The sequence below is a fragment of the Streptomyces sp. NPDC107765 genome (genome assembly GCF_055657085.1).
The window spans coordinates 49,212-65,406 of sequence record NZ_JBVKBL010000009.1 but is presented as its reverse complement, the minus strand read 5'-3'; the positions used below and the strand labels follow the sequence as shown (position 1 = coordinate 65,406).

12 protein-coding genes are annotated in these 16,195 nt (G+C 70.6%); 8 read left to right on the top strand and 4 right to left on the bottom strand.

Annotated elements, in window-relative coordinates; all coding sequences use genetic code 11:
- The first annotated feature begins 233 nt into the window (after positions 1-233).
- Both ACZ7MX_RS22400 and ACZ7MX_RS22395 read left to right on the top strand, forming a co-directional pair.
- A complete protein-coding gene (locus tag ACZ7MX_RS22400; protein ID WP_472135085.1) occupies positions 234-1,478 on the top strand; it encodes an MFS transporter in 1,245 nt (414 codons plus the stop codon).
- 95 nt (positions 1,479-1,573) lie between these two features.
- Entirely contained in the window at positions 1,574-2,029 is a 456-nt protein-coding gene (locus ACZ7MX_RS22395) for a DUF5946 family protein (protein WP_472134667.1), read from the top strand.
- 78 nt (positions 2,030-2,107) lie between these two features.
- On the opposite strand, the gene ACZ7MX_RS22390 is transcribed toward ACZ7MX_RS22395, so the two are convergent.
- Both ACZ7MX_RS22390 and ACZ7MX_RS22385 read right to left on the bottom strand, forming a co-directional pair.
- Positions 2,108-2,887, bottom strand: a complete 780-nt coding sequence (locus ACZ7MX_RS22390; protein ID WP_472134665.1) for an SDR family NAD(P)-dependent oxidoreductase — start codon at positions 2,885-2,887, stop codon at positions 2,108-2,110.
- 680 nt (positions 2,888-3,567) lie between these two features.
- Positions 3,568-4,431, bottom strand: a complete 864-nt coding sequence (locus ACZ7MX_RS22385) for a LysR family transcriptional regulator (protein WP_405755079.1) — start codon at positions 4,429-4,431, stop codon at positions 3,568-3,570.
- Positions 4,432-4,523: 92 nt separating this feature from the next.
- On the opposite strand from ACZ7MX_RS22385, the gene ACZ7MX_RS22380 reads away from it, so the two are divergent.
- Positions 4,524-5,258 carry an SDR family oxidoreductase gene (locus ACZ7MX_RS22380; RefSeq protein WP_472134663.1) on the top strand — a complete coding sequence of 245 codons (735 nt, stop codon included), beginning with the start codon at positions 4,524-4,526 and terminating at the stop codon, positions 5,256-5,258.
- A 426-nt stretch (positions 5,259-5,684) separates the two neighbouring features.
- Here ACZ7MX_RS22380 and ACZ7MX_RS22375 read toward each other — a convergent pair whose 3' ends face one another.
- Together ACZ7MX_RS22375 and ACZ7MX_RS22370 are read right to left on the bottom strand one after the other, a co-directional pair.
- The gene (locus ACZ7MX_RS22375; RefSeq protein ID WP_472135083.1) at positions 5,685-6,611 is read right to left on the bottom strand and encodes an AraC family transcriptional regulator; all 927 of its coding nucleotides are present in this window, start codon (positions 6,609-6,611) and stop codon (positions 5,685-5,687) included.
- Between the two features lie 89 nt (positions 6,612-6,700).
- Positions 6,701-7,624, bottom strand: coding sequence for an NADP-dependent oxidoreductase (locus tag ACZ7MX_RS22370; protein WP_472134661.1), 924 nt, complete (start codon positions 7,622-7,624; stop codon positions 6,701-6,703).
- Positions 7,625-7,872: 248 nt separating this feature from the next.
- On the opposite strand from ACZ7MX_RS22370, the gene ACZ7MX_RS22365 reads away from it, so the two are divergent.
- The 5 genes from ACZ7MX_RS22365 to ACZ7MX_RS22345 all read left to right on the top strand — a co-directional run bounded on the left by ACZ7MX_RS22365 (position 7,873) and on the right by ACZ7MX_RS22345 (position 16,183).
- Positions 7,873-8,742, top strand: coding sequence for an LLM class F420-dependent oxidoreductase (locus tag ACZ7MX_RS22365; RefSeq protein ID WP_472134659.1), 870 nt, complete (start codon positions 7,873-7,875; stop codon positions 8,740-8,742).
- 718 nt (positions 8,743-9,460) lie between these two features.
- Positions 9,461-12,943 carry an amino acid adenylation domain-containing protein gene (locus ACZ7MX_RS22360; RefSeq protein ID WP_472134657.1) on the top strand — a complete coding sequence of 1,161 codons (3,483 nt, stop codon included), beginning with the start codon at positions 9,461-9,463 and terminating at the stop codon, positions 12,941-12,943.
- On the top strand, positions 12,940-14,310 hold the full coding sequence (locus ACZ7MX_RS22355; protein WP_472134655.1) for a lysine N(6)-hydroxylase/L-ornithine N(5)-oxygenase family protein: 1,371 nt from the start codon (positions 12,940-12,942) through the stop codon (positions 14,308-14,310). The genes ACZ7MX_RS22360 and ACZ7MX_RS22355 overlap by 4 nt, the downstream gene beginning before the upstream one ends.
- On the top strand, positions 14,307-14,663 hold the full coding sequence (locus tag ACZ7MX_RS22350; protein WP_472134653.1) for a cupin domain-containing protein: 357 nt from the start codon (positions 14,307-14,309) through the stop codon (positions 14,661-14,663). The genes ACZ7MX_RS22355 and ACZ7MX_RS22350 overlap by 4 nt, the downstream gene beginning before the upstream one ends.
- The gene (locus ACZ7MX_RS22345) at positions 14,660-16,183 is read left to right on the top strand and encodes a class I tRNA ligase family protein (protein WP_472134651.1); all 1,524 of its coding nucleotides are present in this window, start codon (positions 14,660-14,662) and stop codon (positions 16,181-16,183) included. The genes ACZ7MX_RS22350 and ACZ7MX_RS22345 overlap by 4 nt, the downstream gene beginning before the upstream one ends.
- Positions 16,184-16,195: the final 12 nt, after the last annotated feature.

Sequence of the window (16,195 nt, the reverse complement as noted above, 5' to 3'; positions counted from 1 at the left end):
CTCCCCGGTGCTCGCGGCGCGGGCAGGGCGCCACGGCGGCACGCCCTGGCGTGCGTCTCCGGCATCGCGAGTGCCCCCTCCCGTGAGGCCCTTGCGCGGAGTCTTCGCACTCGCGGTGCATGCTGAGCCTGCCGGAGATATTCCGTTGACCGAGGGACGTCCGAGGCAGGAAAGTGTCGCCCTGGTCGGGACCAACGGCATATGGGGGACGGTGAGCGGTGGCTGGCTCGGACATGGCCCATGACCTGCACGTCAAGGAGACCTCGTCCGATCTGCCGCTGTGGACAACGGACTTCCGGCTGTTCTTCGCCGCCCGCACCACCTCTCTGCTGGGCGACGCGATGCTCCCCGTCGCGATCACGGCCGCCGTGATCCGGGCGGGATACGGGACAAGCGGGGTGGGCTATGCGCTGGCCGCGCTCGTAGCACCGTTCGCGGCACTGATCATCTTCGGTGGGGTGCTGTCCGACCGCTTCGGCGCCCGACGACTGATGGTCATCTCGGACACGGCCCGGCTGTGTTTCCAGGCAGCGCTTGCCCTGCTGTTCCTGCTGGGTACGCCGCAGCTGTGGCAGATCCTGGTGCTGCTGGCCCTGGTCGGGGCAGGCAGCGCGCTCTTCCAGCCCGGAGTCGCCAGCATCACCCCGCGCATGGCCCAGGACGTGCTGAAGGCCAACGCCACCCTGCGCATCTCGGAGTCCGTCACCGCCGTCATCGGCCCCTCGCTGGCCGGCCTGCTGCTGGTCGTCTCCTCCCCGGCGACGGTGGTCGCCCTCGACGCCTTGACCTATGCGGTCAGCGGCACCTGCCTGCTCCTGCTCCGCTCGGTCCCGATGGGACCGGCCGCGCGGGACGGCGCCTCGTCCTTCCGGGCCGATCTCGTCGAGGGATGGCGGGAGTTCCGGGCCAGAACCTGGCTGTGGAGCGTCATCGTCGTCTTCATGCTCTGGCAGTTGGCGGGGGCCGGTCCCACCATGACTCTCGGCAACAGCACGCTGGTCACCGACTACGGAGCACCGACGTTCGGCCTGGTCATGTCGTCCCTCGGCGCGGGAAGCGTGGTGGGCGGAATCGTCGCGATCAGGCTCCGCCCGCGGCATCCACTCCGGGCCGGCGCCCTCTCCATGCCCCTGTGGGCACTCATGCCGTTGGGGGTCGCTCTCGGCCTTCCCGCGCCGCTCATCGCCGGGTGCTACGGGGTGAGCGGCGTGGGCATGGCATTCTGGATCGTCATGTTCCACACGAGCGTGCAGACGCACGTCCCACAGGCCGTTCTCGGAAGGGTGCATGCGTACGACGCGGCCGGCTCGCTGGTGATGAAGCCGGTCGGGCAGGCGGTGGCAGGGCCGTTCGCGGTCGTCGCAGGGACGGTGCCGCTCCTGTGTGTGTCCGCGTCCATGGCGCTCGTCGCCTGCGCCCTGCTGCTGACGATCCCAGCCGTGCGCGGCCTGAAGAATGTGCAGCGCGTGGAGCGCTGAGCAGCCCATCCGCCCCAACTACTGAACACCAACTACTGAAGCCCCACTACTGAACCCCCACTACTGAACGCGAAATCGACGATCAAGGAGGAGGCATGAAACGCTGCGCGGAATGCGGTGCGTCCATGGACTCACGATCCTGTGACGACCTGTTCGATGTCTTGCTCGCGTTGGACCATGCACGTCAGGCACCGTGGGGGCCGTTGCACGGTGTCTCCGTCTCTTGCTTCCTCTTGCAGCATCCCAGTCGGCTTCCCGCCGACGGGGGTGCGAGGGCCTGGGCCCTCCTGCACGCATATCTCGAAGGCGGCCTCGATGAAGTGAACCAGCTTGTCGGCCAGGCTCGTCGTGGCAATTCCCACCGCGGGAAGAACACCCCCGCACGGGTCGTCCGCGACGCGCCGCTGCCGCGCCGGGACGCGCCACCATCCCGTTTCTCCGTCACGATCGAAGAGGTTGCCGTCGACGGGACGTTCCCCGCCGAAGAGTTCGCGGAACGCGTCAGGGCTTGGGCCGCCGCCACTGTCGACGCATGGAGCCGCAGCACATGACCACAACACCGCGGGCTCACCGAGGAGCGGGCTCAGTCAACGTAGGGCATGGGAAGCAGTGAACGTGCGGTGTTGGGCTCAGTGAACGGACAACCCGCCGTCGACGAAGATCGCCTGGCCGGTGACGTAACCGGATGCACGGCTGGCCAGGAACACCGCCGCTCCGGCGAAGTCCTCGGCCAGGCCGTTGCGCCCGACCATCGTGCGTGCCGCCAGCGCCGCCACCTGCTCCGGGTCGGACGACAACCGTGCGTTGAGCGGGGTCATGACGAAGCCGGGCACCAGCGTGTTGCAGGTGACGCCGTGGGGCGACCACGCCTCGGCCTGAGAGCGGGCCAGCGACTCCAGCGCCCCCTTGGAGACCCCGTAGGCGCCGCTCTGGACGAACGCCCGTCGCGCCTGCTGGGAGGTGATGTGGATGATGCGCCCGAAGCCCCGCTCGGCCATGCCCGGCCCGAACCGCTGGCCCAACAAGTAGGGCGCCTCCAGGTTCACCGCCATCGTGGCGTCCCACACCTCCTCGCCCAGCTCTCCCATCGGCGGCCGCAGGTTGATCCCGGCGCTGTTGACGAGAATGTCGGGCTCGCCGAACACCTCGGCTGCCTGCTCCGCAGCCGCGCGCACTCCGTCGCGGGTGCTCAGGTCCGCGCTCACCCAGGCCGCCCGGCAGCCGTTCGCCGCGAGCTCATCGACCGTGGCGGCCAGTTCCGACTCCTTGCGTGCCACGATCACCACGCTCGCCCCCGCTCGTGCGAGAGCCTCAGCGATCGCTCGGCCAATACCGGAACTGCCGCCCGTCACCACGGCGACCCGGTCGTCCAGCGAGAACAGTTCGGACAGGTAGCTCTGCGAGATCATGCCCGCACTCTAGACGGCGCGTGGTCACAACGGCGGCGAGGGACAGGTCGCCGCTGACGCCGCGGTCGTACGGCATGGATGTGCTGTGCTGGTTCCGGTTGTTGTGGGTGCTCCGGATCGAGTGGGACCGTGCTACCCGGGAGGATGCCCGGGACTTCATGTTGTGGATGAAGGTGGCCAACAAGCCGTTACTCGTGCATTGGCGCCGTCGAGGCAAGGTGCCCTGAGAGATCCCGCCGCCTCGCATGGACAGGCCGGTGCCGGGAACACCGAATCCGGTGACCGGCAAGCCCACCGTCGGAGCGAAGTGCTCGCCGAGAACTCGTGCTCACTGTGAAACGGTGCTGCGGTAGTCCTACGACTTCCATCTGGAGGGGAACGTCGGGGCATTGCTCGTCAACCCGTTTCCGCTGGTTCGCGAACGCCGCTCGGCTCGGCCCGGGTCACAGAGCGATGGTGAGAAAAGGCACCGGAACCGGCGCACGGGCCTCTACCGTCCTACCGCTCCTCAGCAGGTCCCGCGGCGGATCCCCGGCAGCCGCGAATACCAGGAGCTGCCCAGCACCCCGACGCGTTCGTATGACTGCGGCTCTACCAGGAGGATGCCTGGATGAAGGGCATCCCTCGAGGCCGCCACCACCCGCTGTGGTGAACACTGCGGCGCCCTTGGCGACCGCTGGTCATAGCCGTGCGGCCGTGCGGATCAGGCCGGCCAGGGCGAGGGAGCGGCTGTGGGCGGGCCAGGCGATGTGGGTCACGACGGGAGGCGCGTCGGTCAAGGGGACGGCCGTGTGCTCGGCCCACAGCCAGGAGCGGGCGGAGTCGGGGACGACCGCCACGGTGCGTCCGAGGGCGATCAACTGGGCCAGTTGCGTCTGGTTGTGGATCTCGGGGCCCGGTCCGGGTGCGTAGGTGCCGTGGGTGGGCCAGCGGGCGAGCGGCAGATCGGGGACGTCCCTGACATCGGCCAGGGACAAGGTCTCGCGGGCGGCGAGGGGGTGCCCGGCAGGCAGGACGGCAACCTGCCCCTCGGTCGTCAGTGCCTCGCTGTCGAACCCGGCGAGGGAATTCCACGGCGTGTGCATGAGCGCGACATCAGCGCGTCCGTCGCGCAGCAGCTCTTCCTGCTCGGAAATGCCGCACGGCAGCACCTCGATCTCGGCACTGTCGGGCTCGGCCGCGTAGGCGTCGAGAAGTTTCCGCAGCAGTTCGTGGGACGCGGCGGCCTTCACCGCGAGGACCAGCCGACCGCGGGGGCCGCCAGGGCTGTCGGCACCCCCGGCGCGCCGGGTGCGGCGAGCGGCGGCAGCGGTCGCGTCGAGGGCCGCCCGGCCCTCGTGCAGCAGCACCTCTCCGGCACCGGTCAGGCGGACGCCACGGCGGTTGCGCTGCAACAGGCAGACCCCGAGGCGCCGTTCGAGCTGCTGGATCGCCCGCGACAGCGGCGGCTGGGCCATGCCGAGGCGCTCGGCGGCGCGCCCGAAGTGCAGTTCCTCGGCGACGGCCACGAAGTACCTCAGCTCGCGGGTCTCCAGGGTGTCCACGTCCGCAGCATACGCGGTGATACCTGGCAGGTATGACAGGACACCGTATCGGTGTTGGCCGTGCCACTCGTCCGCGAGCCAACATCATCAGCATGAGCGAAACGATGATCGCGCTGGTGACCGGCGCGAACAAGGGCATTGGGTACGAGATCGCGGCCGGGCTGGGCAGGCTCGGGTACCGCGTGGGCGTGGGAGCCCGCGACGCCGCCCGACGCGAAACCGCCGTCGGGAAGCTGCGCGCCGTCGGCGTGGACGCGTTCGGGGTACCGCTGGACGTGACCGACGACCAGAGCGTCACTGATGCCACGGAACTGATCGAACGGCTGGCCGGGCGCCTGGACGCCCTGGTCAACAATGCCGGCATCTCGGGCGAGATGGGCCCGGGGTGGGTGCAGGACCCGACCGCGCTCGACCTGGAGGTGCTCCGCACGGTCGTGGATACCAACGTCATGGGTGTCGTCCGGGTGACCAACGCGATGCTGCCACTGCTGCGGCGCTCGGCCTCGCCACGCATCGTCAACGTCTCCAGCAGCGTCGGCTCCCTGGCCCGGCAGACGGACCCGGACATCGAGCTCCCGATCATGGCGGCCTACGCGCCGTCGAAGTCGTTCCTCAACGCCCTCACCGTGCAGTACGCCCGGCAGTTCGCCGGTACGAACATCCTGATCAACGCCGCCTGTCCGGGCCTGGTCGCGACCGACTTCACGGGCTTCCAAGGGCCCCGCACTCCTGAACAGGGCGCGGCCACAGCGATCCGGCTCGCCACCCTGCCCGACGGCGGCCCGACCGGTTCGTTCTTCGAGGACGACGGCGTCGTCCCCTGGTGATCACGAACCCGCCGTGAATCGACGAGGCTCCGGTAAGTCCATTCACGAAACGGTGGAGAAGGACCTGATTGACTGAGAGAGCGTCAGGCACCTGTCCGACAGGGACCAGACCGACGGGGATCTCCGGCGACGCGGCGTCTCCACCGATCTGGTCGGCGCAGGCAACGGCCCCACTCCCGGACCAGGTCATCGGAGACGGGACAACCCGATCACGGGACGCCCTCGGTAGTTCGGAGAAGACCTAGCGATATGGACCGCGGGTTTGTGCTTCTCAGCGGCGACTTCGAACGAGCCAGATGCCGAGGTTCCAGCGGTGCAGCGGGGCGGGGCTGTTGAAGAGCCACGCGGAGGGCTTCAGCAAGGTCCAACAGGCTCAGCAAGGGCCAGCAAGCCTTCCCGCGGCGTCTCTTCGGTCTGGGGGTGGTGTCATGCGGCGCGCGTCTGGCGTCGATACAGTCCGGGGGCGAGGCCGAATTCCCGCTTGAATGCCTTGGCGAAGGCGAACTCGGAGCCGTACCCGGTCTGTGCCGCCACGGTCGTCAGTGGTGCGTCGGACTGCTGCAGCAGTTGCGCGGCCCTCGTCATGCGCCAGCGGGTCAGGTAGGCCATCGGCGGCTCGCCGACCAGTGCGGTGAAGCGGCGGGCGAAGGCCGCGCGGGACAGGCCGGAGCGGGTGGCCAGGGACTCGACGGTCCACTGCGTCGCGGGTGTCTGGTGGATGGCTGCCAGAGCGGGGGCGACCGCGGCGTCGCGCAGGGCGGCGGCCCAGCCCTGGGTGGTGTCGGTGGGTTGGTCGTCCAGCCAGGCGCGCAGGATGTAGAGCAGCAGTGAGTCGATCAGGCTGGGCACGATGCCTTCGGAGCCGATGCGCGGGTTGTCCAGTTCGGCGCCCAACAGCTGGACGGCGGCGCTGAGTTCGGGATGGCGGCCGTGCCGGGTGGGCAGGTGGATGATCTCCGGAAGCCGCGTGACCAGGGGGTGTGGACGGCCTTGGTCCAGATGGTAGTTGCCGCACAGCAGACTGGTGCGCGGGCCGTCGCCGCCCAGCGAGACGGAGCCGATCGGCATGGAGTCGCTGAACTGCTCGGGGCGGGGCTCCTCGGCCGGTGTCGAGGGGTGGTCGGCGAGGACATGGCCTCGGCCGTCCCGTACGAAGACCACGTCGCCGGGGGCGAGCGGGATCGGCGCGGTGTCGTCCAGCGGGACGAGCCAGCAGGTTCCGTGCAGCACCACGTGGAATCCCGCCCCCGCGACCGGCGGCAGCCGCAGTCCCCATGGTGCGCGGCCGTCGGTGCGGACGGACGCCGGGCTGCCGGTGCGCATGGAGGCCAGTGCCTCGGTGAGGATGTCCACCGCCGCTCCCCCTTCTTCGATGACGAACAATGACGAACGATGAGGAACGATACGGCCGCCCTCGGGGGAGAGAGCGGCCGGTATCCGTATCAGACCGTCAGTACGACCTTGCCCTGCACCCGCCCCGACTCGATCAGCTGATGTGCTTTGCCGGCCTCGGCCAGCGGGAAGGTCTGCTCGACGTGGGGGCGGATCCGGCCGGCGTCCACGAGCGCGGCGATCGCCTCCAGGCTTGCGTAGTCCGGCTCCACGGAGATTCCGGCGAAGCGCCGCCCGGCCGCCGCGACGGTGGCCGCGAGGTCGGGGTCGCCGTGTTCGAGGATGCTGACCAGCACGCCTCCCGGGCGCAGTGCGCGCAGCGAACGTGCGCCTTGGGCGGTGGAATCGAAGACCACGTCCGCGTCCTGTACCGCCTGGGTGAAGTCGGTGGTGTGGTAGTCGATCACCTCGTCCGCTCCCAGCTTGGTCACGAACTCGTGCCTGGCGGCGCTGGCGAGCGCGGTGACGTGCGCGCCGTGCGCCTTGGCGATCTGCACGGCGAGGTGGCCGACGCCGCCGGCCGCCCGGTGGATCAGCACCCGGTCGCCCTCCTTGACGTGTGCCGCGTCCACCAGTCCCTGCCAGGCGGTGAGTGCGGCGAGCGGCAGGGCGGCGGCGTGTACGTGATCGAGGGTGGTGGGCTTGCGGGCGACCTGCCGCGACGGAGCGGCGACGTATTCGGCGTATCCGGTGGCGGCGCGGGGAAAGAACGGCATCCCGTACACCTCGTCGCCCACCGCGAACCGGGCGCCGGGTCCCGCCTCCTCCACGACACCGGAGACATCCCAGCCGACCCCGAACGGCGGTTCGCCCAGGAGCGGGAACGCGCCGGACCTGACGGCGGCGTCGACGGGGTTGACCGCGCTGGCGTGGACCCGGATGAGGACCTCGCCGGAGAGCGGGCGGGGGCGTTCGACCTCGGTGACCTTGAGGACCTCAGGACCGCCGAAGGTGTTCTGGATGACAGCTCGCATCAGGATCTCCCCTGTGTGTTTCGGTGTTGATTCGGTGTGGTGCTATCCAGCGTAGGGAGATCGAATGAGCGCCTGAATGGCTCACAGTCTTGCTCACATGTCTGATCGTCTCGCATGGCGCGCGCCTGAGTCGGACGGCTGTGTGGCCGGGCCGGATGGGGATTTCCACGAGCCTCTTCAGCCGACGCCAGCCATGTCGCCCGGGCGCGTCCGCGCCTGGTACTTAAGGTGGCGCCCGGAGGTGGCGGATGCGAGTGGGGTTGCACGCGCTGGGTATCGGTGAGGGTGCCCGTCCGGAGGTGATCCGTGCGGTGGCCACGGCCGCGGAGACGCACGGTTTCGCGAGGCTGTGGTGCGGTGAGCACGTGGTGCTCGTGGACGCGCCCGCCTCTCGCTACCCCTACTCCGCGGACGGCCGGATCGCTGTGCCCGCGGACGCCGACTGGCTGGACCCGCTGCTTGCCCTGACCTTCGCGGCGGCGGTCACCGACCGGATCGAGCTCGCCTCCGGGATGCTGCTGTTGCCCGAGCACAACCCGGTCCTGGTCGCCAAACAGGCCGCCACACTCGACGTGCTCTGCGCCGGGCGGTTCAGCCTCGGGATCGGCGTCGGCTGGTCGGCCGAGGAATTCGCGGCGCTGGGAGTCCCTTTCGCCAGGCGTGGGCGGCGCACCGAGGAGTATCTCGCCGCGATGCGCGTCCTGTGGGCGGAGGATCCGGCGTCCTTCACAGGGGAGTTCACTCGCTTCGAGGCGATCCGGGTCAACCCCAAGCCGCTGCGCGGCGGTCGGCTGCCGGTCGTGGTCGGCGGCAACAGCGATGCCGCCTTGCGCCGCGCGGCCAGGCTCGCCGACGGCTGGTACGGCTTCAACGTTGCGGCGGCCGATGTGCCGGGGCGCATCGCCGTTCTTGCCGAGGAGTGCGCCCGCCATGGTCGCGCTGTGGAGGAGCTGACGGTTGCGGTGGCGCTGAGCGACGGCGTTCCCGAGCAGCTGCCGGCACTTGGTGCGGCGGGGGTCACCGAACTCGTCGTTGTCGGTGCGCCGCCGCCCGGTCCGGATGCGGCGGCTGCCTGGGTGGCGGAACGTGCCAGGACCTGGATCCGCCCGGAGGAATAGCCAGGCCGCGGAGCGTCGGTGGCGTGCCCGCCGGGGCATGCGCGCCTGGTGCTCGCCCGCAGTGAGGACGGTGCCCGGACTTCTGGAAGGCGCTGGCCGAGATGCCCCTGAGAGCCGCGGGCAAAAGGTTGCGTTCACAAAGCGGCCAAAGTCTTCACCTCCCCCCCTGAGCCGGCGCCGCCGGGCGGGAAGGAAGCCGTCGGCGGGGATCTGCAACGCCGAGGACCGCGGCCGCGCCCAGGCGGCGTTCACCACGTTTGCCCAGGTCCACGGCGTGAGGTCGCCCCGGGCCGGCAAGGAACTCACCGATGGCCAGGGCGAGTTGGCGGCGTTCTGGGACGTGCCTGCTGTGCTCTGGGTCCCCTTGCGCACCACGTTCCCCATGGAGTCGTCGGCGTTCCCCACCGTCGGGCTGCGGACGGTGGTGGAGGTCGACGGCGGCCCCGGCTCCTGCACCGCCGCGCTGGCCATGGGGTTCAAGGGTGTTCCCGCGCGTGGAGTCCACCCCGTCGCGGGTCGGATGCTGTCTGGGGCCGGTGGGCTGGCAGACGTCCGATTCCTGCCCTTCCGCGTTCCTTGCGGGTCAATTAAACATGCCTGTGGCACAGGACCATGACGCCCTTCCCACGCTTCCTTACGTATGCAGCGCAGTCCCACACGTGTGCACCGCAGTCCCACTCAGACCTTTCCGCGACTGGCGGAGATCGGTGGTTTCTCCATGCCCTTTCTGCACGATCTGCTGACCAACCAGGCACGGACGGACGGGGAAGGGATCGCCGCTCTCCTCGGCGACGACACCCTGGCCTTCGGACAGGCCGAGACCGGTGCCGACCGGGTCGCGGCCGGATTGGTGTCGCTGGGCGTGCGGCCCGGTGACCGCGTGGGCCTGCATCTGACGCGGTCCCTGCAGTTGTGGCCGGCCCTGTTCGGCCTGCTGCGCGCCGGCGCGGTCTGTGTGCCCGTCGACCCGGAGGATCCGGCCGAGCGGCGCCGGACGATCCTGGAGTTCTCCCGGGCCCGCGTCGTGCTCACCGAACGCGCCCTGATCGATGCGTCCTGGCCGTCCGGTGTGCGTGCCGTCGCCGTCGAGGACCTGCTGCACGAGGGCGCGGCACCGCTCGCCGCACCCGTACGCCTGGCCGACGACGCCCTCGCGTTCATCTTCTACACCTCCGGCTCCACGGGCACTCCCAAGGGCGTCATGCTCACCCACCGCGCCCTGCTCAGCGGACAACAGTGGCTGCAGCGGACGTTCCCCCTGGAGCGCGGTGACCGGCACCTGCTGCGGACCACACTCAGCATCACCAACCTGGTGCGGGAGGTCTTCTGGCCGATGCTCTCCGGCGGCACCGCCGTGGTCGTGCCGCCGGGTGAGCACAAGGATCCGGACCGGCTCGTCGAATGGCTCGACGCGGGCCGGGTGACGACGCTGATGGTGGTGCCGGCGCTGCTCTCCGGCATGCTGGACAACCCCCGCTTCGCATCCCTCTCCTCGCTGAAGTACGTCTTCTGCAGCAGTGACGCGATGCCCGGATCGCTGCCGGAGGCGTTCTTCTCCGTCGGTCTGCCGGCCCGGCTGTTCAACGTCTACGGCCTGACGGAAGCGTTGTACGCCGGCTACTGGGAATGCCGGCCCGGCGCCACGTACGACGGTTTCGTGCCGGTCGGGAGGCCGGCCGAGCTCACGCCGCTGATCCTGGACGAGGAGCTGCGCCCGGTCCCCGACGGCGAGACCGGGGAACTCTGCCTCACGGGCGCCGGCATGGCCGAGGGGTACGACCGCCTGCCCGAGCTGACGCAGGCGAAGTTCACCGACAGCCCGCACGGCCGGCTGTTCCGCACCGGCGACCTGGGCCGGCTGGCGGCCGACGGCCGCCTGGAACTGCTCGGCCGTCTGGACGACCAGGTCAAGATCGCCGGCTACCGGGTGGAACTGGGCGAAGTGGAGGCCCGATTACGCGAGGTCCCCGGGGTCAGCGCGGCCGTCGCCGTGGGTCGCCGGGGCGCGGGCGGCCACCAGCGCCTGATCGCCTACCTCACGTGCGACGGCACACCACCGACCGCGGCCGACATCCGCGCCCGCCTCGTGGGACTGCTGCCCGACTACATGATCCCTGCCGCGTTCACGGTCGTCGACGCCATCCCGCTCACGCACAACGGCAAGGTGGACCGCCGGGCGCTGGCCGACCGGGACGGGGTCCGGCTGGAGCTGTCGGAGGAGTACCACCCGCCGCGCAACGCGCTGGAGCAGTACCTGTGCGGGCTGTGGGAGGAGGTGCTGGGCCTGCCGCGGGTCGGCATCCACGACGACTTCCTCGCGCTCGGCGGCGACTCCATCCAAGGCTTCCTCATCAGCGCGAAGGCCAATACGAAGGGACTGGGGCTGAGTTCCACCCAGTTCTTCGCCACACCAACGATCGCGGAGACCGCGGCCGTCGTCGAGGAACGGCGCCATGACCGCGGGGACCTCGACGGCGCATTCGTCGCCGCGCCCTTCACCGTGGCCGACGAGGACCTCCAGGTCGTACGGCGGATCGCCGCCGAGCCCGATGGCATCGCCACGGTGCACCCGGTCACCGAGATGCAGAAGGGCATGCTCTTCCACTCGTTGCTCGACCCCGACTCCGGTGTCTACGTCGAGCAGTTCCTCTACACCCTCGAAGGCGAACTCGATCTCGACGCCTACCACCGGGCCTGGCAGGAGGTCGTCGACCGGCACGAGATCCTGCGGTCGTGGATCGCGGCGAACGGTTTGGCGGAACCCTTGCAGGTCGTCCAGCGGCAGGCCGCGTTGGAGTGGACCGTTCTTGACTGGTCGAGCATGCCTGAGGGGCGGCAACCCGGCCTGCTGGACGCCCACCTCGCCGAGGACCGGCGCCGCGGCTTCGCCTACGAACAGGCCCCGCTGTTCCGGCTGGCCGTCATCCGCACCGGCCCCGACCGGCACCGGCTCGTCATGAGCTACCACCACCTCATCCTGGATGTCTGGTCGCTCTTCCTGCTCCTGCGCGACTCCCTGGAGATCTACCACGCCCGCCGCCGCGGCACCCCGCCCCACCTGCCGGCCACCCGCCCCTTCAGCGACTACGTCGCCTTCGTCCGCGCCCAGGACGGCCGTGCCTCACGGGACTACTGGACCGGGCACCTCGCGGGCTTCGAGGGGCCGACCACGATCGGCCGCACGGCCCGGCCCGGCCTGTCCGCCAGTCCCCAGGAGATGCACGCGGGCGCGGCCTACCCCGTCGGGACCGACCTGACCGGCAGGCTGACGGCCTACGCACGGGCCCACCGGCTCACCCTCAACTCGCTCATCCAGGGCGCCTGGGCGACGGTGATCTCCGGGCTCAGCGCACAGCACGACGTGTGCTTCGGGATGACCATCACCCACCGGCCCGTCGGCCTGTCCCACATCGAGGACATGGCCGGCATCTTCGTCAACATCCTGCCGATGCGGCTCACCCTGGACCCCGCGCGGCCCGTAGCCGGGTGGCTCCACGATGTCCAGCGCACCCAGGTCACCGCCCGGGCCCACGAGCACTACCCCCTGCCCCTGATCCAGGAACATCCCGACGTCCCCAGCGGCCGCCCCCTCTTCGAATCGCTGCTGATCTTCGAGAACATCCCCCACGGCATCGGGTGGGCCGGCCGCGACGGCATCACCGTCCGGCACGAGCGCAACCTCGGCTGGACCAACTACCCCTTCACCATCGGGGTGATGGCCGAGGACGAGCTGACCTTCCAGGCCGAGTACGACCTCGCCCACTTCGACCGCGAGACCGTCGACCGCGTCATGGGCGCCTTCCGCGACGTCCTGGAGGCCATCGCCGACGGCGGTGGCGAACCCCTGGGCAAACTCCTCGACCGCGTCGCCGGCTGCCTGCCGCCCCGCCCCGCGCACGAGTCGGCACCCACAGCCACGACCCCACGGCCCCTTCCCGGCGGGCCCACCGCGCCACCCGGCACCCCGAATGAGGTGGCCCTGGCCGACATCTGGGCCACCGTGCTGCGCACCGGCAGTGACGCGGTGGACGTGCACACCCCGTTCCTGGAACTGGGCGGCAGCTCCCTGGCGGCGCTCAAGGTCGCCTCGCTCGCCCGCGCGCAAGGATTCTCCTTCGCGCTGCGTGACCTGTTCACCCGCAAGGGCACCGTCCATCACCTCGCCTCCTTCCGCACCGACGAGGAGGGCCGATCCGCGTGACCGGCACCCCCTTGCGGCGGTACCCGCACTACGGGCTGCTCGGCGTGGGCTTCGGCCCGTCCCACCTGTCGCTCGCCGCCGTGTGCGACTCCACCCGCGCCTCGTCCGTACGGGCCCGCCTGCACTGCCTGGAAGCCCGGCCCGCCTTCAGCTGGCATCCCGACATGCTCCTGGACGGCACCCGGATGCAGATCGCCTTCCTGAAGGACCTCGTCAGTCCCCAGGACCCCACCAGCCCGTTCTCCTTCACCAACTACCTGGTGGGCAAGGGACGGCTCGAACAGTTCCTCAACCTCGGCACCCTGCACCCCACCCGACGCGAATACGCCGACTACTTCGGCTGGGCCGCGGACCGGCTCTCCCACCACGTCTCCTACGGCTACCTCGTGGAACGGGTCCGGCCGGTCACCGGTACCGACGGGGGCGTCACCCACCTGGAGGTCGACTACCGCGACCTCACCGGGGACAAGCACACCATCGCCGCCGACCATGTCTCCCTGGCACCCGGCGGCCGGCCCGTCGTTCCGGCCGGAGTCGAGCGCGACGCCCTCGACAGCGGTGTCACCTTCCACAGCAGCACCTTCCTGCCCAGCATCGACCGCTTCCACCAGCGCGGCCGCGACCTGCCGCACCGCTTCCTCGTCGTCGGGGCCGGCCAGAGCGCCGCCGAGGTCTTCCGCTACCTGGCCCGCGAATTCCCCTACGCCGACATCACCCTGGCCCACCGCGGGTTCGCCCTCGTCCCCGCCAACAGCAGCCCGCTGGCCAACGAGATCTTCGACCCGGCGTCCGTCGACCTCTTCCACGCCGCCGACGCCACCCGCCGCCACACCATCCTGGCCGAGCTGCGCACCACCAACTACGCGGCCGTCGACGACGAGGACATCCTCGCCATCGCCGAGCTCCTCTACGACCAGCGCGTCCGCGGCGAGGACCGGCTGCGCCTGTGCCGGTTCACCGAACTGGCGGCCTGCCGGGCCGACGGCCCGACCGCCCTCGTCACCCTGCGCGCCCCCTCCGGCGGGCAGGCCCTCACCAGCCGGTTCGACGCCGTCGTCCTGGCCACCGGCTACGACTTCCGCGAGGCCGGTGACCTGCTGACCGGCCTCGAACCCCTGCTCCTGCGCGCCCCCGACGGCACCCTGCGCATCCGGCGTGACTACTCCGTGGAAACGACCGCCGACTGCCGGCCCCGCATCTTCCTGCACGGCGCCGCCGAGCACTCCCACGGCCTGAGCAGCACCCTGCTGTCCGTCCTCGCCCACCGGTCCGCCCGCATCCTCGACTCCGTCTTCGGTCCCGGCCCCGATCCGGCCGGCCCCGGACGGCTTCCCCTCCCCGACGCCCTCGAAGGAGCCGACGCGTGAGCAGCACCCCCATTCAGCGACGGGCCGACGCCACGACGACACAGGAATACGGCTGCGACTTCCGCCGGATCCTGCCCTGGGGCTCGACGGGCCCGTCCGAGGCCGGGATGGGCGTGTGCACCGTCGCCCCCGCGGCCACCACCACGCCCCATTCCCACGCCGATCACGAGCACTTCTACGTCGTGCGCGGCACCGGCCTGCTCCACCTCGACGGTGAGAGCACGGCCATCGGCCCCGGCGACGCCTTCGTCGTCGACTCCAACAGGCGCCACCACTTCGAGAACACCTCCGCCGAGGAGGAACTGGAGATGGTGTCCGTGTGGTCCATGGGCCCCTTCGGGGCCGCCCGATGACCGCCGGGCGCACGGAGCGTCCCCGCTCCTTCCTCGTCACCGCCACGCCCCCGACCACCAACGGCGACCTGCACCTCGGCCACCTCTCGGGCCCCTACCTCGCCGCCGACGTCTTCTGCCGGGCCCAGCGCATGCTGGGCCACACCGCCCTGTACGTCACCGGCGGCGACGACCACCAGAGCTACGTGGTCACCACCGCGCGGCGGCTGGGCGTGGAACCCACCGAACTTGCCGCACGCTGCAACCGCGACATCCGGGAAACCCTCCGCCTCGCCGACATCGCCGTCGACTCCTTCACCACCCCTGACCGGACCTACCGCACCCATGTCGGGGACTTCTTCGCCCAACTCCACCGTGCCGGCCGCCTCGCCCGGCGCACCTGGACCTTCCCCTACGACCCGTCAAGTGGGCACCACCTCCTCGAAGGGTTCGCCGCGGGGCACTGCCCCGAGTGCCTCGCCGAGACCTGCGGTGCGATCTGCGAAACCTGCGGCCATCCCAACGAGCCGGCCACCCTGCTGTACCAGGCGCCCAGCGGCGCCGCCGAGCAGGCCGCCACCGAACCCCGCCGGACCGACATCCTCGTCCTGCCCCTGGAGGACTACCGGGACCGGTTCGAGGCCTACTACACCCGGCACCAGGCAACCATGCGGCCGCACGTGTTGCGTTTCGTCGCGGAGATGCTGGCCCGGCCGCTGCCCGACTTCCCCGTGAGCTACCCCGCCGACTGGGGCATCCCCGTCCCGGTCGACGGCTTCCCCGGCCAGGTCCTCAACGTCTGGGCCGAAATGCTGCCCGGCCTGACCCACATGGCCGCCACCGCCCGCGCCGGCCTCGACCCCGACCAGGCAACACCGGACCTTGGGGCCCGCGACGCCGGTGACGAACTGGTGCAGTTCCTCGGCTACGACAACACCTTCTACTTCGCCTTCGCCCACCTCGGCCTGCGCTTCGCCCACGGCGGCCTGACCGAACCGGCCGCGATCCTCACCAACGAGTTCCTCCACCTGGAGGGCGCCAAGTTCTCCACCAGCCGGGGCCACCTCATCTGGGCCCGCGACCTCGTCACCAAGCACGGCGCCGATGCCGTCCGCTTCCACCTCGCCCTGTCCAACCCCGAACACCAGCCCGCCGACTTCTCGGAGAAGGACTTCCTCACCACCCTCGACACCCGGCTGCAACGCCCCCTCGCCGCACTGCACACCGCCCTGACCGCCTACGACCGGCCCGCCCCACCCGACCCCACCACCACCGAGGTCCTCGGCCGCTACCGCGACCGCATGCTGCGCGCCTACACCCTGGAGACCTTCAGCCTCCGCCAGGCCGCCGAGACCACCGCCCACCTGCTCGCCCTGCTCGCCGGCCGCGCCACCCCCGACCCCGCCCTGGCCCTGCACGGCCTGCGGACCCTCGCCACATGGGCCGCGCCCCTGCTCCCCGGCCTCGCCGGCGAGCTGCGGGAGCGCTACGGCACCACCGGGCAGGACCCTGGGCGCGGGGCGGTGCCCGCCTCGTGGTGACGATCCTCCCCT